Consider the following 17,477-nt stretch of genomic DNA (forward strand, 5'->3'; position numbering starts at 1 on the left):
AGGGGCAGCGTCCGCAATCAAGATAGCAGTTGGACTCGCGGAGAGTCCCCCTCACCCGCATTTGCGCTTCGCGCAACTGCGGCCTCTCCCCGCACGCGGGGAGAGGCGAAGAGCCGCGCCCTTTATGAATTCAGTTCGCCGATGTCAGCGACCAATACGCTACCGGTTGCGGACTCCGTGATGTAAAGCCGATCTTTCTTCGCGCCACCAATCGCGACGTTGGTGCAATTCGGCCCTGCACACGATTTGACCCGCGCGATCAATTCGCCATTGGGCGCGAACACGAAGACATGGCCGAGCGAGGCGTGACCGACGAACAGGCGGCCCTTGGCATCCATGGTCATGCCATCGGGACCGCTGGTACCGAACAGCGAGCAGAAGCGGCCGACCTTCGAAACGCTGCCGTCCTTCATGAACGGCAGCCGCCACACCGCGTTGTCGCGCGTCATCGCGACGAACAGCACGGTCTCGGTTGAATCGAGCACCAGGCCGTTCGGGCTGATGCCGGTATCGAGCAGGCAATCCAGCCGCCCGCTTGGCGTCAGGCGATAGACACGTCCGCTGGGGTCATGCAGGCCGGTCTGACCCTGGTCGGTGAAAAAGATGTCGCCGTTGGAAGCCAGATGCAGGTCATTACAACCGCGAAAGGACTCCGAGTTGCGCGAGGTCAGCACCGGCGCAATGCGCACCGCTTTGACGTCGAACTCCATGATGCCGTGTCTGTAGTCGGCGACCAGGATGCGGCCGTCCGCCGCAATCTTCAGTCCGTTCGGCCAGCCCTCATATTCAATCGCCAGCGACCATTCGCCGTCAGGCGCAATGCGGAAGATCCGGCCGAAGGGAATGTCGACGATGTAGAGATTGCCATCCCCGTCGAACGACGGCCCTTCGATGAAGGAGTCTGTCGGCACGCCCGGCCGGTTGGCATCGGCCCAATCCGTCCGCTCGCCCTTGCGGCGGAATTTGTCGGGCATGGCGGAGAAGAGCCTGGTCTCGATCAGGCGCGGCGGCGTTTCCAGGTACATCATTGTTGTTTTTGTCGTTGTTGATGGGAGAGCGCCGCAACATAGGACACAATCGCGGGAACGTCGATTGGTGCGAAGGGCATGGCTGCGTGCGAGTACGAGCACCCATCCCACGCCACCCTCGTGTCCCGGACGCGCTGCAACGCGTCAGCGTTGCGGCGCAGAGCCGGGATCCAGAAGGCCAAACACTCCGCTGTTGGATGGGCCCCGGCTCTGCAGCGCATCACTTCGTGCTGCGCAGCGTCCGGGGCACGAGAGCCAGCCGGCCTACCCCGCCGCGCTAACGCGCTTGGCCTGCTTCGCCGGCGCGATTTCGGTCGTCGCGATCAGGCGCTTCAGCTCGGGGATGCAGGAGCCGCAATTGGTGCCGGCCTTGAGCTTGGCGCCGATCTCGGCCGCCGTGCGCGCGCCTGCGACGATGGTGTCGCAGATGGTGCCGCGGCCGACGCCGAAGCAGGCACAGACGACGGGACCGGTCGAAGCCGCGCCCTCGCTGGACTTTCCGGACAACAGCATGCGGCGCTGCTCGTCGGTGACATGGTCGGCCACGAACAGGCTCTTCACCACCTCCCAGTCGCCGGCATCATGCGCGGGGCCGACGAACAGGCAGGTCTCGATGCGATCGCCATCAAACGAAGCCGCGCGAAAAACGCCGCCGCCGAAGTCGCGATAGTCGGCGACGTCCTCGCCGGCAACGCCGCCGAGCCACGCCGGCCAGCGCGACAGATCCGCATTGTCGGCGAAGAGATAGCCGAAACCGCCGGTAAAAGTGACGCGGGTCCACATCAGGTTCGGCGGCAGTTCCAGCTGCTTGCGCGACAACGCAAAGCCGCGGAAGACATATTCATAGGGGGAGATCGCCGCCGGTGTCGCTTTGGACTCCGGCTGCCCCGAGAACGGATCGGTGAACGGTGCGACCAGCGCCCCGACGCGACCGTGCGAGGCGTTCATCGCACTCCAGTGGATCGGCGCGAACAGCGTGCCGCGCTGCTGGCGGTCGCTGACGACGACCTTGAGTGTGCACTGGCCGTAGTCGGTGGTGATGCGGGCATAGCCGTCATGGACGATGTTGTATTTGTTGGCGTCATCGGGATGAATCTCGACGAACGGCTCGGGCAGATGCGCGCCGAGCCGTTGGCTGAGACCCGTGCGCGTCATGGTGTGCCACTGGTCGCGGATGCGTCCGGTGTTGAGCCGCAGCGGCCGCGACGGTCCGGTCTCGCCACGCAGCGCCGGCACCTCCGGCGCGACGAAGCGGCCCTTGCCGTCATTGGTGAAGAACCCGCCCTTGGCGAAGAAGCGCTCGCCCGGTGCCTCGCCTTCACGTGCGGGCCACTGCACAGGTTGCAAGGCGTCGAAGGCTTCGTCGGAGAGCGAGGTCAGCGCGCCGATATCGAAGTCACGGCTGCCATCGTTCTCGAACGCCGAGAGCGCGGCGTGCTCGCGAAAAATGTCGGCGGCGGATTTGTAGCCAAAGCTGTCGCCGAAGCCGAGGCGTTTTGCGGTTTCGCTCACGATCCACCAGTCCGGCCGCGCCTCGCCAGGCGCCGGCAGGAACGAGCGCTGGCGCGAGATGCGGCGCTCGGAATTGGTCACGGTGCCCGACTTCTCGCCCCAGGCGAGCGCGGGCAGCAGCACGTGCGGGCCGGCATCGACGGTGTCGTTGGAGAGCACGTTCTCGGAGACCACGAACAGCTCGAGCTTCTTCAGCGCCTCGCGCACGAAGTCCGCGTCGGGCAGCGAGACCGCGGGGTTGGTGCCCATCACCCAGAGCGCCTTGACCTCGCCGCGATTGATGGCTTCGAACAGCTGCACCGCCTTCAACCCTTCATGGGTGGCGATGCGCGGCGCCTTCCAGAACCGCCGCACGCGATCGATGTCGGGCGGCGTGAAGTTCATATGCGCGGCGAGCTGGTTGGCGAGGCCGCCGACCTCGCGGCCGCCCATCGCGTTGGGCTGGCCGGTGAGCGAGAACGGTGAGGCACCCGGCTTGCCGATGCGCCCCGTGGCGAGATGGCAGTTCAGGATCGCGTTGACCTTGTCGGTGCCCTGCGCCGACTGGTTGACACCTTGCGAGTACAGCGTGACGACGCGGGGCGTGTCACGGAACATCTTGAAGAAGGTCGCAACGTCCTGCTCGGAGAGGCCGGTCGCCAGTGCGGTCGCGGTGACGCCGCCGGCGATGCTCCGTGCGCGCGCCAGCGCGTCGTCAAAGCCGGACGTGTTTTGCGCGATGTAGTCCTGATCCAGGGCCCCATTGTCGGCGAGGTGAACGAACAGGCCGGAGAACAGCGCCGTGTCGGTGCCGGGCTTGAGGCCCAGGAACAGATCGACATCGGTCGCGGTGTCGGTGCGGCGCGGATCGATCACGATCATGCGGGCGCCGCGCTCCTGCCGGTTCTTCAACATGCGCTGGAACAGCACGGGATGGCACCATGCGGCATTCGAACCAACGAACACCAGCAGATCGGCCTGGTCGAGATCCTCGTAGCATCCGGGCACGGTGTCGGCGCCGAAGGCGCGGCGGTGACCGGCGACCGAGGACGACATGCAGAGCCGCGAATTGGTGTCGACGTTCGCCGTGCCGACAAAGCCCTTCATCAGCTTGTTGGCGACGTAATAGTCCTCGGTCAGCAACTGACCGGAGAGATAGAATGCGACCGCGTCGGCGCCGTCGCGCGCGACGATGTGCTGCATGCGGTGGGCGACGTGATCGAGCGCATCGCTCCAGGCGACGCGTTCGAGCACGCCCTTGCAGCGGATCATCGGATAGAGCAGCCGGCTTTCCAGCCCGACAGTCTCGCCGAGCGCCGAGCCCTTGGAGCACAGCCGGCCGAAATTGGCGGGATGATCGGGATCGCCCGCGATCGCCGCGCCGCCGTTACCGTCTGGCGTCGCCAGCACGCCGCAGCCGACGCCGCAATACGGGCAGGTCGTTTTGGTGGCGCGGAGCGTGGCATCGATCGCCGTCATATCAAGCTGCCTCTATCAAGCCGCCTTGGGGGGCCCCGCGAGCGCGCGGCCGAACATCATGTCGGCGCGGATCGCCGCCACCTTTTCGCGGTTGCGGATCAGCTCGAGATACCAGAGCGCATCGACGGTATCGCCGATCAGCAGAGCGCCGGTGAGCCGGCCCTCGGCGATGACGAGCTTCTTGTAGGTGCCGCGCCTGCGGTCTGACAGCACGAGGCTCTCGCTGCCCTCCCCGCCCATGAAGTCGCCGGCGGAGAACACGCTGACGCCCGACACCTTCAGATTGGTCGAGACCACGCTGCCCTGATAGGCCGCGGGACGACCGGAGAGATGCCGCGCCAGCACGCGCGCCTGCTCGTAGGCGGGCTCGACGAGGCCGTAGCAGGTGCCGCGATGCTCGGCGCATTCGCCAAGCGCGTAGATATCGGGTGACCCCGTCTGCATCTCGTCGTTGACGACGATGCCGCGGTTGACTGCGATGCCGGCGTCCTTTGCCAGCGCAATGTTGGGCCTGATGCCGGCGGCGAAGATCACGGCATCGGCCTCGATGCGGCTGCCGTCGGCAAGCTCGACCCCTTCGACATGGCCCTCGCCGTGGATGCGGGCTGTGGATGCATTGAGCAGGATGCGAATGCCCTTGCGCTCGACCAGCGTCTTGAGCAGGTCGGCGGCGGGGCCATCGAGCTGGCGCTCCATCAGCCGGTCCATCAGGTGCAGCAGCGTCACGGGCGCTCCGGCCTTGGCGAGGCCGTAAGCCGCCTCGAGACCGAGCAGGCCGCCGCCGACCACGACGACGCGCTTCTTCGCCGCCGCAAGAGTAAGCAGCAGGTCGACGTCGCGGGTGTCGCGGAAGGTGTGCACGCCGGCGAGATCGGCGCCGGGCACGTTGAGCCGCAGCGGCGTCGAGCCGACGGCGAGCACGAGCTTGGAATATTCCATGCTCTCTTCGCCTTCGATCTTGAGCTCGCGTCGGCCGGTGTCGATCTCGCTGACGCGATAACCGTAGCGCACCGTGACGCCGCGATGGCGCCACCAGTCGGCGGGCCGGAGCTCGATCTCGTGCGAACCGGTTTCGCCGGCCAGCACCGAGGAGAGCAGAACGCGGTTGTAAGCGAGCCGCGGCTCTTCGCCGATCACGGCGACCGCGTAGCGGCCGAGCGAGGTCTTGGCGAGCTCGTCGACCAGACGCGCGGCCGCCATACCGTTCCCGACGATGACCAGCGGCTCACTCACAACGCATCTCCTATTCAGCGGCCTGCGACTGCGCGCCGTAGGCCTCGGAAATCATGTAGCCGGACAACACGCCGTAGGCGTCAGTCCAGGCCGTGGCGAGTTCGGGCGTCCAGGCCTCGCCGAGCCCCTTCTCCAGCGTCCACAGCAAGGTCGCGCCGACCACGGGGTAGTGCTCGGCCTTGGCGCCGTAGGCGACGTGACGCTTCGCAAGCGCCGAGGCCGCGGGAAGAATCGAGTCCAAGTTCGACAGGCCGCCGACGACGGCGGCGAGCATGCCCATCAGCTTCTTGCGCTGCTCAGTCATGTCCTCGGGAAACATCGCGCGCACGGATGGCGCGACCTCGAACAGGCGATCGTAGAACAGCACCGCGGCCTGCGCGGAAATCGGCGCCACCTTGGCAAAGCTCTGCTGGACGAGGGTGATCTGTTCTGGCGTCATGATGTTCTCCTGCCTGTTGGGTTTGCCTTGGTGCGCGCCATTGCGAACCAGGTTCATGGTCAAACTGTCGGGCAATGCTTCTCCCCGCGTAATGGGAGAAGCGAGATTCGTACCAAGTGTTATACCCTTGCTCCGGCGAGGCTTGACGCGCCCTCACCCTGCGGGCTGCGACGCAGGTAGAACCACCAGGTCAGCGCGAGGCAGGAGGCGTAGAAGCCGAGATAGATCGCGAGCGCGAGCTGCGGCCCGCCGGTCAGCGCGATCGACTTGCCGAACCCGGTCGGGATCAGATAGCCGCCCACGGCGCCGACCGCGCCGATGAAGCCGACCGCAGCACCGCTCTCGATGCTCGCCGTCTTCAAGGCGACCGCGCGCTCCGCATCGCCCTTGCCGCGCACCCTGAACAAATTCTGCTCGCGGAAGATCGAGGGGATCATGCGGTAGGTCGATCCGTTGCCGATGCCCGTCGTCACGAACAGGACCAGGAACATCGACAGGAAGCCGATGAAATCCTTGTGCCCGACGAAATAGAGCACGCCGATCGTGGCGCCTGCCATCACGATGAAATTCCAGAACGTGATGACCGAGCCGCCGATCCTGTCGGCAAGCCAGCCGCCGAGCGGCCGCGACAGCGAGCCGACCAACGGCCCCAGAAACGCGATCGCAATCGTGACTTGCGGGAACTGGGTCTTGATCAGCAGCGGAAATGCAGCCGAGTAGCCGATGAAAGAGCCGAACGTACCGATATAGAGATACGCCATGATCCAGGTGTGCTTGCGCTTGACCACGGCGAGCTGATTGTTGATCGACGACTTGGCCGTGGTCAGGTTGTTCATGAAGAACACGGCGCCGAAGACCGCGATCGCGATCGGCAGCACCCACATCAGGCCGGCGTTTTGCAGGAAAACACCGTCGACCGGCGATGCCTGGAACAGGTTGATGACCGCGAGCGTCATCAGGATCGGGGTCAACAGCTGTACGCTTGAGACGCCGATATTGCCGCCGGCGGCGTTGAGGCCGAGCGCCCATCCCTTCATCCGGTCGGGAAAGAAGAACGAGATGTTGGTCATGCTGGAGGCAAAATTGCCACCACCGAGACCGGCGGTCGAGGCAATCAGCAGCATCAGCCAGAACGGCGTGTCGGGCTGGCCGACGAAATAGGCGAGCGAGAGCGTCGGAATAAACAGGATCGCCGCACTGAAGATGGTCCAGTTGCGGCCGCCGAAGGTCGTCACCGCGAAGGTGTAGGGAAAGCGCATCAGCGCGCCGATCAGCCCGGGCACCGCGACGAGCTGGAACAGCTGGTCGGTGGTGTAGTGGAAGCCCGCCTGCGGCAGCTTGGTGGTGACGATGCTCCAGATCAGCCAGACCGAGAAGCCGATATGTTCGGCCACGATCGACCAGATCAGGTTGCGTCGCGCGATAGTCTTGCCAGTCGCATTCCAGAACGCCTCATCTTCGGGGCGCCAGTCTGAAATCCAAGTCGGACTCCTGGTCATTGCAAAATCCCTTCTAGGCTCACCGCTGCGTCGTTGCAGGCTCAGCCTCCGGCCACGGAGGCGCGCTCCGAGGCTTCACCCCGGTGGCGAGTTACGATGCTGATTGATGATGTTGAGGGACGTCGTCGTTGGCGTCGCGATTGCTGTTTCAATTTCCGTGCCAACTGCGCCCATTCCGGAAACGCAGGAAATTCAGGAGCTTGTTCGTCGTGCTCCAAATTCTTGCAGGACTATTTCGCACGCAAATTTTGCGATTCGCTCAATCCCTGTGCGGCGCACAAGGATTGAGCTTGATGATTCAAAATTAGGCGTGGCGTTAGCACCCGTTGGTAACGCGCTTACGCGGCTTCGACGAAGCGATGACGCTCATAGAGGAATTCGAGCACGCGCTGCCGGCACTTCAGATAAGTGGCGTTGGTCGCGAGCTCGAGTCGCTTGCGCGGGCGCGCCAGCGGCACCTCCAGCACCTCGCCGATGCGCGCGCTCGGCCCGTTCGTCATCATGACGATGCGATCGGACAGCAGCACCGCCTCGTCGACGTCGTGGGTGATCATCAAAATGGTGTTGCCGAGCTTCTGATGCAGCGCCATCACCGAATCCTGCAGATGCGCGCGGGTCAGGGCATCGAGCGCGCCGAAAGGCTCGTCGAGCAGCAACACTTTCGGCTCCATGGCAAGCGCGCGGGCAATGCCGACGCGCTGCTTCATGCCGCCAGAGATCTCCGAGGGCCGCTTGTCCTTGGCATGGGCCATCTGCACGAGGTTGAGATTGTGCATCACCCATGCGTCGCGTTCGGCGCGCTTCTTGGTCTTGGCGAAGACCTTGTCGACGCCAAGCCTGACGTTCTCGTACACGGTCAGCCATGGCAGCAGGCTGTGGTTCTGGAACACCACCGCGCGGTCGGGTCCCGGCGAGTTCACCTCGCGGTTCTCGAGCAGCACGCCGCCGGTGGTGGCATTGGTCAGGCCTGCGATGATGTTGAGCAGGGTCGACTTGCCGCAACCGGAATGGCCGATGATCGAGACGTATTCGCCCTTCTCGATGGTGAGATTGATATCCTTCAGCACCTCCGTGGAGGCCGCGCCGCGGGTAAAAATCTTGTCGATGTGGTCGAGCTTCAGATAAGCGGTCATGTGCTCCCCCTTCAGTTCAGCGCGGTGCCGCGGGTGACGATCTTGCCGGCGCCCGCGATCAGGCGGTCGAGCACGAAGCCGATGATGCCGACATAGAACAGCGCCAGGATGATCTCGCTGATATGCGAGGAGTTCCAGGCGTCCCAGATGAAGAAGCCGATGCCGACGCCACCGATCAGCATTTCCGCGGCGACGATGGCGAGCCAGGACAGGCCGATGCCGATGCGGAGCCCCGTGAAGATGTAGGGGGCGGCGGCCGGGATCATGATCTTGGCGAAGAACTCGAGCGGGTTGAGCTGCACCACCGCCGCGACGTTGCGATAATCCTGCGGGATATTGCGGATGCCGACCGCGGTGTTGATGATGATCGGCCAGATCGAAGTGATGAAGATGACGAAGATCGCGGACGGCTGGCCGTCGCGGAACGCGGCGAGCGACAGCGGCAGCCAGGCCAGCGGCGGGATCGTGCGCAAGACCTGGAACAACGGATCGAGCCCGCGCATCGCCCAGACCGACTGGCCGACCAGGACGCCAAGCGCGATGCCGGCGATGGCCGAGAGCGAATAGCCCAGCGCGACGCGCTGGAGACTGGCGGAGAGATGCCAGAACAGACCCTTGTCGATGCCGCCATGGTCGAAGAACGGATCGAAGATCAATTCCTTGGTGTCCTTGAACACCTTCGACGGCGGCGGCAACGCCGAGCCGGCGCGGCGGCAGACCAGCTCCCACACCAGAAGCAAGAGCGCGATCACGACCAGCGGCGGGATCACGCGCACGGCGGTCTCCCGCGCCATCCGCGCGTAAGTCTCCGAACGCGGCGGCCGCTTCGGCGTCATCGCGACGACCGGCGCGGCGGTGCCCGCGGGGGTCGCGGTCTCAATGTCCATCTTGGTGGCAGGCATGTTCATCGCAATCTCTCCGGCTCAAGGACGATGCGGCCGCCTCACGGCGACCGCAGGCTCCATCAGACTTCGACGCGCTTGATCGCGAGCGACTTCAGATAGGCGGCCGGATTTTCCGGGTCGAACACCTTGCCGTCGAAGAACGTCTCCTTGCCGCGCGAGGTGGAGGTCGGGATCTCCGCGCTTGCGACGCCGAGCGTCTTGGCCGCGTCGCGCCACATGTCCTCGCGGTTGACCTTGGCGATCAGCGCCTTGGTGTCGAAATTCGCCTCGTACTTGCCCCAGCGAATGTCCTCGGTGAGGAACCAGAGGTCGTGGCTCTGGAAGGGATAAGAGGCGAAGTCGCGCCAGTACTTCATGATGTGCGGCGAATTCTCGACCACCTTGCCGGGAAGGCCGTAGTCGAACTTGCCGGCGGTGCGGTCGAGCACGTCTTCCACGGGGCAGTTCATCCACTGCCGCTTGCCCATGATGGCGGCGAGTTCTGCCTTGTTCTCGGCCTTGTCGGACCATTGCTGCGCTTCCATCACCGCCATCAGCAGCGCCTTGGCGGCCTTGGGATATTTGTCGACGAAGGCGGCGCGCATGCCGAAGGATTTTTCCGGGTGCTTGTTCCAGAGTTCGCCGGTCGTGACCGCGGTGTAGCCGATGTTCTGGTGGATCAGCTGGAGGTTCCAGGGCTCGCCGACGCAGAAACAGTCCATCGTGCCGACCTTCATGTTGGCCACCATCTGCGCCGGCGGCACCACGATGGTCTCGATGTCCTTGTCCGGATCGATGCCGCCGGCGGCGAGCCAGTAGCGGATCCAGAGGTCATGCGTGCCGCCGGGGAAGGTCATCGCCGCCTTCACGGCCTTGCCCGAGGCCTTCTTTTTCTCCAGCGCCGCCTTGAAGGGCGAAGCATCGACGCCGAGCTTCAGGTCGGCATATTCACTGGCAACGGAGATGCACTGGCTGTCGAGATTGAGCCGCGCCAGGATGTACATCGGCGTCGGCTGGTTGTTCTGCGTCACCTTGCCTGCCGAGATCAGATACGGCATCGGGGTCAGGATGTGTGCCCCGTCGATGCCGTTGCCTTCGGAGCCGAGCACGAGATTGTCCCGCGTGGTGCCCCAGGAGGCCTGCTTCTGCACGTCGGTGTCAGGCATGCCGTATTTGGCGAACAGGCCCTTGTCCTTGGCCACGAACAAGGGGCCGGCATCGCTCAGTGCGATGAAGCCGAGCTTGGCGCCCTTGACCTCCGGGCCTGAGTCCTGCGCGAAGGCGCCGGCGGGGAAATTCAGTTTTACGGCGGCCAGGAGTGCGGCGGTCGAGCCGGCGGCCTTCAACAATTGACGGCGGCTGAGGCCAGTGTCCGACGGCCGGCGGGTGCGCTTGGTCATAGGCGGTATCGTCCTTTGCGTCGTTGCAGAATGATGGCGTCAGTGCACACGAGCAGCCCGTCCGTCCGGCGACGCCTGAAGCAGCGCATGCGAACGCGCGACGGGGAGACCCCCGTCTGGTGGCGTCGGCAATTCGGATGAGAAGTCTCGCGGGACGGCTTCAATGGCGTCGGCTGGAACTATTCAAGCTTCATGCCAAGCGCCACAGCGCAGAAAGTCTCAAAATATCAATATGCTACAGGCAGCGCGCCAGTCTGTCGCAGGCCCGTTCCGCTCGCGAAATTTGCGGCTTGCCCAATACTTGTGCGACGCACAAGACTTGTGCACCCGCTCAAGCAAAAGGCTGCACCAAGCGCAAAAGCCGGCTCAGTCGATGTCCCATCGTATTGTTATTGCTGGATTTTTATCGAACCGACCGACGGCACGCGACTTGCATTTCACTTCGCGTCAACGACGACTGCGGCTTGACCGCAATACTGCAGCCTGTGGCGGCTGCAGTCCGGAAGCTCACCTGCTTCGCGGCCCCATCCTCGTGACGCGATTCCCACGGCTTCCAAATTCTCCCGGCCCACGCGCGGCAGATACCCCGCACGGCCAATAACTTTCAGTGGCGCACTCCAGGGCGCCTCGATCTCTCTTACGAAGCAAAAGGAACATCGATGTCGTATCTCGCGCCTTCGGAATTCGTCACCAAGATGGTGGATGCGGGCGAGTCCAAAGTCTTCATGTCCACCCGGGATACCATCATCCGGGCCTACATGGCCGGCGCCATCCTGGCGCTCGCGGCATGGTTCGCCGTCACGATCAACGTGAATACGGGGCAGCCGCTGATCGGCGCGTTGCTGTTCCCGGTCGGATTCTCGATGCTCTATTTGTTGGGCTTCGACCTTTTGACCGGCGTGTTCGTGCTGGCGCCGCTGGCGCTGATCGACAAGCGCCCAGGCGTCACCATCGGAGGCGTATTGCGGAACTGGGGCCTCGTCTTCATCGGCAATTTCGCAGGAGCCCTCACGGTGGCCTTCATGATGGCCTTCGTCACGACCTTCGGCTTTACGCAGGATCCGGACAAGGTCGGCGCGGCGATCGGCAATATCGGCGAAGGCCGCACGCTCGGCTATGCAGCGCACGGCGCGGCCGGCATGGCGACGCTGTTTATCCGCGGAATGCTCTGCAACTGGATGGTCTCGACCGGCGTCGTCGGCGCCATGATCTCGACCTCCGTCCCCGGCAAGGTCATCGCGATGTGGATGCCCATCCTGGTGTTCTTCTACATGGTGTTCGAGCATTCCGTCGTGAACATGTTCCTGTTCCCGTCGGGGCTGATGCTGCACTCAAAATTCTCGATCATGGATTATCTGATCTGGAACGAGATCCCGACCGTGCTCGGCAACCTCGTGGGCGGCCTCGCCTTCACCGGCATGACTCTCTACGCCACGCACGTCTTGACCCAGCCGAAGCGCCAGGCCGGCAAGGCCACGTCGCCCCGCGTCGCAGCCTGATACGTCTCGACAGGAGAGCCTCGCCCGATCAGGGTGAGGCTCTCCTTTGCCGGTGATGACGATGACCCGCGGACTTCAGATTTCGGTCGGCCAGCACTCCGACAAGGGTCGCAAGCCCATCAACCAGGATTTTCACGGCGTCCTCGTTCCGGACGAGCCGATGCTCAGCCTGAAGGGCATTGCGGCCGTTCTCGCCGATGGCATCTCGAGCAGCACGGTGAGCCAGATCGCCAGCGAGTCGGCGGTCAAGAGCTTCCTGATGGACTATTACTGCACGTCGGAATCCTGGACGGTGAAGACCTCCGCACGCCGCGTGCTGGATGCGACCAATTCCTGGCTGCACGCGCAGACGCGCAAGAGCCAATATGCCTATGACCGCGACAAGGGTTATGTCTGCACGCTGAGCGCCATGGTCATCAAGGCGACCACCGCGCACATCTTCCACGTCGGGGACTGTCGCATCTACCGCGTGGCGGGCAAGGCGCTCGAGCAGCTGACCGACGATCACCGGATCATCGTGTCCTCGGAGCAGACCTATCTCGGCCGTGCGCTCGGCATCAATCCGCAGCTCGAGATCGACTACCAGAGTTTCGAGATCGAGACGGGCGACACTTTCCTGCTGGCGACCGACGGCGCCTATGAATTCGTCGACGCGCGCTTCATCACGAGCGCGCTCAGCGAGCATGCAGCCGAGCTCGACGGGGCGGCGAAGGCGATCGTCGAGGAAGCCTACCGGCGCGGCAGCGACGACAACATCACGGTCCAGATCCTCCGCATCGATGCGGTGCCGCAGCGCGAGCCGGCCGGCATCTTCAACCAGACTTCCCAACTGCCGCTTCCCCCGCTGCCGGAGCCGCGGGCAATCTTCGACGGCTACAGGATCGTCCGCGAAATCCACGGCAGCAACCGCAGTCACATCTACCTTGCCGTCGACGCAGTGACCGAGGAGCCGGTCGCGCTGAAGCTTCCGTCGATCGATTTGCGCGACAATGCCGCCTACCTGAAGCGCTTCCTGATGGAGGAGTGGATCGCGCGCCGGATCGACAGCCCGCACGTGCTGAAGCCGTTGTCGCAGTCGAAACGGCGCAGCTACCTCTACGTCGCGACCGAATTCGTCGAAGGTCAGACATTGCGGCAGTGGATGACGGACAATCCGCGCCCCGATCTCGAAACCGTCCGCGGACTGATCGAGCAAATTGCCGCGGGCCTGCGCGCCTTCCACCGCATGGAAATGCTGCATCAGGACCTCAGGCCCGACAACATCCTGATCGACAAGACCGGCACCGCGAAGATCATCGACTTCGGATCGGTCAAGGTGGCAGGCGTCGCGGAGGCCGCGCCGCAGGACGAGACCGACGAAATTCTGGGAACGGTCCAGTACACGGCGCCGGAATATTTTCTTGGACAAGGCGGCTCGCCGCGCTCCGACATGTTTTCACTCGCCGTGATCTGCTACCAGATGCTGACGGGAAAGCTTCCCTACGGCACTCAAATCGCCAGGATCCGGCGCAAGGCGGACGTGCGGAGGCTCAAATATCGCCCGGCCGACGACGACAGCAACGTGCCCGCCTGGGTCGACGGCGCGCTCAGACGTGCGCTCCATCCGGATCCCTACAAGCGGCACGAGGATCTGTCCGAATTCGTCTTCGAGCTTCGCACGCCCAATCCGGCCTATCTCGACACGCGGATCACGCCGCTTTTGGAGCGCAGCCCGCTGATGTTCTGGAAATTGACCACGGCGGCGCTCGCCTGCATCGTCGTGGTCCTGCTTGCGATGTTGCACGCACGCTGATCAGGGGTGTGGCCTCGCAAGGGTCACCACGTGATCAGCGGAGAACGATGCAGCCAGGCATCGGCGCGCACCTGATCCAGCACGAATTTCGCGACGTCTTCGCGCGCTATGCTGCCGCCATGGAAGCCCGAGAGATCCGTCAGGGCCCGGGCCGAGCCGCGGCCGGGCTTGCTATTCAGGATCGAGGGGCGAACCAGGACCCAGTCCAGCCCGCTGTCTCTGACGATCGCTTCCTGCCGGTTCTTGTCGTCGTACACCTTCTTCAGGAGAAGCGGAAAGATCACATTGTCGAACAGAAAGCCGCCATGCCCGGCACTGTCGCCGGCGCCCATTCCCGTGATGCAAACCAGCCGCGAGACCTGCTCGGCCTTCATCGCGTTCGCGAGCGCGCGCGTCGCGGTCGAGAGAAGCGTCACCTCGCGGAACGGACTTACCGGTGTACCCAGCGCACTGACGACGGCGTCACGGCCTTTGAGGGCTTCGCGCAAGACTCTTTCATCGCGGGCGTCTCCGACGATGAGATTCGCCCCCGTGATGTCACTTGCCTTCTCGGCGGAGCGCACCAGCACGGTGACGTCGTAGCCTCGCGCTACCGCCTGGCTGACGATCAGGCGACCGGTGGCACCGGTCGCTCCAAGCAGCAATATCTTCGTTGCGCCTTCCGGATCCGCCGGAACAGTAGCGGTTGAAGAGATCATGATAAGATTCCTTGTTGTCGTGATTGGGACGTGCCCCTGCCGTCAGGCAGAGGCCGATATCTCGGAGACGAAGTCGCGATAGGAGCGCAGGGGGCGGCCCAACAGCGCGGTCAGTCGCTCGACGTCGCCGGCCTCGGGGACCATTCCCTCGGTGAGGAAACGCTCGCTCATCAGCCGCATATCGAAAGCCATCCAGCTCGGCATGAACTGCCTGAGGTTCTTCTCGAAGCCGGCGGTATCGTCACCGGGATAGGCGATCGTGCGGCCCAGCACCTCCGACCAGACGGCGGCGGCTTGCGCGCCGGTCAGCGTATCAGGACCGACGAGATTGATGCGCGTGAGCGGAAGCGGTGTGGCGGCGCGCTCACGACGGATGAGCTCGAGAGCCGCGATCTCGCCGATGTCGCGTACATCGATCATGGCAAGCCCCTTGCTCCCGATCGGCATCGGGTAGATGCCATATCCGGTCACCACGTCCTTGATCGTGAGATCGTTGTTCATGAAATAGGCGGGGCGCAGGATGGTGGCGTTGAAGCCCATCTGCTCGATCATCCGCTCGACGCCGAACTTGCCGGCAAAGTGCGGCACGTTCACGTAGCGATCGCTGTGGATCACCGAGAGGTAGACGACCCGCTCGACGCCGGCCTCGCGGGCGAGGTTGAGCGCGATCAGTGCCTGCGTGAATTCATCCGGCACGACTGCGTTGAGCAGGAACAGGGTCGAGACGCCCGTGAACGCGCTGCGGACTGAGTCGACGTCGAGCAAATCACCCTGCAAGATGGTGACGCCAGCCGGCAAGTTTGCCTTTGCGGGATCGCGAGCGAGGGCGCGGACATCGGCGCCGCGCTTGACGAGCTGTTCGACGACGTTGCGGCCGATGGTGCCGGTTGCGCCAGTAACGAGGATGGTCATGGGGATCACTCCGGTTGGGGTTAGAAGACATCCCCAAATTAGTGATCCACATTCGGACCGATAGACGGTATAAATAGACAGACCGTCTCACTGGTGGAACGATGGACCTGCTCGCACTTGCCGATTTCAATCTCGTCGCCCGGCACGGCGGGTTCGGACGGGCCGCACGGGCCGCCGGACGCCCGAAAGCCACCCTGTCCCGGCGGGTCGCCGAGCTCGAAGCGGCGCTCGACCTGCGCCTGTTCGAACGGGGAGCGCGCACCCTGAAACTCACGCAGGAAGGGCGCGCCCTTTACGAGCGGACGGGGGCCTTGCTCACCGAGCTCGACGAGACGGCGACAGCGATCGCTTCGGGTGGGGACAGGCCGCGCGGGCACTTGCGGATCAGCGCGCCATTGCTGTTCTCGCAGACTGCAATGGGAAACCTCGCGGCCGGGTTTGCGCTCAGATACCCGGAGGTCCGTCTTGAGGTCACGACGGAAGACCGGTCCGTCGACATGGTGGAGGAAGGGTATGATTTGGTGATCCGGGTCAATCCCGATCCGGATGACAGCCTTGTCGGACGAATCTTTCTGCGCGATCGGCTGGTGGTGGTAGCGAGCCCGGACCTGAAACGACCGAGAGAGGGCATCGCTGTGCCGGCTGTCATGCGCGGCGCGGGCGACCAACTGACAAGCTGGGAATTCACCGTGCCAGGCGGAAGATCGCGCATCGCGATTGATCCGGTCCTTCGCCTGTCATCGCTCGTCATGGTTCGCGATGCAGTCCGGGCGGGCGTCGGCGCCGCCCGCCTTCCGGTGTCACTGGTCAGTCACGATTTGGCTGCCGGCACGCTGGTGCATTGGGGCGACATCGATGGACCAGAGATCGCGTTGTGGACGCTCTATCCGTCGCGCCGGCTCCTGAGCGCGCGCGTATCCGCCTTCCTCGACTTCATGAAAGAAGCCTTTCCGACGGGGACGCCTGACGAGCTGGCGGCCTTTATCGGGAGGTAAGAGGCGGCGCGCGCTGCTCGCGCCTGACGGTCAGGCGTGCTCGTCCGCCTTCGTCCCCAGCGGCTTCGGCGCCATGCCGCCGCCCGGCTTGAGGTGGAATTCGTAGCTCATCAGGTGCCACTGCCCGTTCGCCTTGGTGCCGTCGGGCATCTCAAGGTCGTTGCGCGGCTCGACCTTGGCGACGAGTTCGTCCTTCACACCGAACACCACGTCGGAATCCAGATATTTGTCGCCGTCCATGAAGACGTGGGTGATCAGCGGCTCGTAGCCCTTGGCATTGACCAGGAAGTGCACATGCGCCGGACGCATCGGGTGGCGGTTGGTCTGCACGATCATCTCGCCGACCGGGCCGTCGGTCGGGATCGGGTAGCTGCACGGCAAAATGGTGCGGAAGAAGAAGCGGCCGTCGCTGTCGGTGATGAAGCGCGCCCGCGCCGAGGCGCCGACCTCGTCATAGTTCGGCTTCTGCGAGTCGTAGAAGCCGTCATCGTCGGCATGCCAGACGTCGACGGGGACATTCGCGAGCGGCTTGCCCTTGAGATCGGTGACACGGCTCTGCACGAACATCCGTTCGCCGGTTTGATTGTTCGGAGAGATGTCGGTGCCGTGCGCCGTCACCTTGTGCTCGCCGACATAAAACGGCCCGAGCACGGTGGTCTGGGTGGCGCCCTCGCGCTCGCGATGGTTGACCGCGTCGACCAGCATGGAGACGCCGAGCACGTCGGACAGGAGGATGAATTCCTGGCGGGTGTCCGTGCACTTCTGGCCGGTGCGGGTCAGGAAATCGATGGCGTATTCCCATTCCTCGAAGGTGAGGCCGGTCTTGCTCACGTAATCGTGCAGCGACTTCACCAATTCCTGGAGCAGGAATTTCGCGCGCGGGTCGGGCGTCTGGTCAAAGCTCCGGACGACGGCTTCGGTGAGTTCGGTCTCGTTGAACTGGGTCATGGTGCGTTTGCCTGCGTTTTCTCATTGGCCCGTTGGGATCTTTTGGG

At 64.1% G+C, this 17,477-nt stretch carries 14 protein-coding genes; 3 read left to right on the forward strand and 11 right to left on the reverse strand.

Translation table 11 applies throughout. From position 1 onward, the window contains the following. Positions 1-122 precede the first annotated feature (122 nt). From C7G41_RS11620 to C7G41_RS11655, 8 genes are all read right to left on the reverse strand, one after another. Positions 123-1,025 (reverse strand): SMP-30/gluconolactonase/LRE family protein, encoded by a 903-nt coding sequence (locus tag C7G41_RS11620; RefSeq protein ID WP_106942932.1) that lies wholly within the window; start codon positions 1,023-1,025, stop codon positions 123-125. Between the two features lie 267 nt (positions 1,026-1,292). Then, positions 1,293-3,998, reverse strand: a complete 2,706-nt coding sequence (locus C7G41_RS11625; RefSeq protein ID WP_106942685.1) for a nitrate reductase — start codon at positions 3,996-3,998, stop codon at positions 1,293-1,295. Between the two features lie 15 nt (positions 3,999-4,013). Next, positions 4,014-5,231: an NAD(P)/FAD-dependent oxidoreductase gene (locus C7G41_RS11630; protein ID WP_199198312.1), complete on the reverse strand. Its 1,218-nt coding sequence runs from the start codon at positions 5,229-5,231 to the stop codon at positions 4,014-4,016. A 10-nt stretch (positions 5,232-5,241) separates the two neighbouring features. Further along, entirely contained in the window at positions 5,242-5,670 is a 429-nt protein-coding gene (locus C7G41_RS11635) for a globin family protein (RefSeq protein ID WP_106942933.1), read from the reverse strand. A 119-nt stretch (positions 5,671-5,789) separates the two neighbouring features. Further along, on the reverse strand, positions 5,790-7,169 hold the full coding sequence (locus C7G41_RS11640) for an MFS transporter (protein ID WP_106942687.1): 1,380 nt from the start codon (positions 7,167-7,169) through the stop codon (positions 5,790-5,792). Between the two features lie 338 nt (positions 7,170-7,507). After that, entirely contained in the window at positions 7,508-8,302 is a 795-nt protein-coding gene (locus tag C7G41_RS11645) for an ABC transporter ATP-binding protein (protein WP_027568839.1), read from the reverse strand. A gap of 11 nt (positions 8,303-8,313) precedes the next feature. Beyond that, positions 8,314-9,210 (reverse strand): nitrate ABC transporter permease, encoded by an 897-nt coding sequence (gene ntrB, locus C7G41_RS11650; RefSeq protein WP_106942688.1) that lies wholly within the window; start codon positions 9,208-9,210, stop codon positions 8,314-8,316. Between the two features lie 56 nt (positions 9,211-9,266). Continuing rightward, positions 9,267-10,586: a CmpA/NrtA family ABC transporter substrate-binding protein gene (locus C7G41_RS11655; protein ID WP_106942689.1), complete on the reverse strand. Its 1,320-nt coding sequence runs from the start codon at positions 10,584-10,586 to the stop codon at positions 9,267-9,269. 659 nt (positions 10,587-11,245) lie between these two features. Here C7G41_RS11655 and C7G41_RS11665 point away from each other — a divergent pair. Beyond that, a complete protein-coding gene (locus C7G41_RS11665; protein ID WP_106942690.1) occupies positions 11,246-12,085 on the forward strand; it encodes a formate/nitrite transporter family protein in 840 nt (279 codons plus the stop codon). A gap of 55 nt (positions 12,086-12,140) precedes the next feature. Beyond that, positions 12,141-13,877: a bifunctional protein-serine/threonine kinase/phosphatase gene (locus tag C7G41_RS11670; protein ID WP_199198313.1), complete on the forward strand. Its 1,737-nt coding sequence runs from the start codon at positions 12,141-12,143 to the stop codon at positions 13,875-13,877. Positions 13,878-13,900: 23 nt separating this feature from the next. On the opposite strand, the gene C7G41_RS11675 is transcribed toward C7G41_RS11670, so the two are convergent. Both C7G41_RS11675 and C7G41_RS11680 read right to left on the reverse strand, forming a co-directional pair. Next, positions 13,901-14,575, reverse strand: a complete 675-nt coding sequence (locus tag C7G41_RS11675) for an NAD(P)-dependent oxidoreductase (protein WP_106942691.1) — start codon at positions 14,573-14,575, stop codon at positions 13,901-13,903. Positions 14,576-14,617: 42 nt separating this feature from the next. Further along, on the reverse strand, positions 14,618-15,487 hold the full coding sequence (locus C7G41_RS11680) for an SDR family oxidoreductase (protein ID WP_106942692.1): 870 nt from the start codon (positions 15,485-15,487) through the stop codon (positions 14,618-14,620). A 101-nt stretch (positions 15,488-15,588) separates the two neighbouring features. Between C7G41_RS11680 and C7G41_RS11685 the strand changes: the two genes are divergently transcribed. Continuing rightward, positions 15,589-16,482: a LysR family transcriptional regulator gene (locus C7G41_RS11685; protein ID WP_106942693.1), complete on the forward strand. Its 894-nt coding sequence runs from the start codon at positions 15,589-15,591 to the stop codon at positions 16,480-16,482. A 30-nt stretch (positions 16,483-16,512) separates the two neighbouring features. On the opposite strand, the gene C7G41_RS11690 is transcribed toward C7G41_RS11685, so the two are convergent. Next, positions 16,513-17,430 (reverse strand): intradiol ring-cleavage dioxygenase, encoded by a 918-nt coding sequence (locus C7G41_RS11690; protein ID WP_106942694.1) that lies wholly within the window; start codon positions 17,428-17,430, stop codon positions 16,513-16,515. Positions 17,431-17,477: the final 47 nt, after the last annotated feature.

The organism is Bradyrhizobium sp. MOS002 (assembly GCF_003020115.1).
Lineage (GTDB): Bacteria > Pseudomonadota > Alphaproteobacteria > Rhizobiales > Xanthobacteraceae > Bradyrhizobium.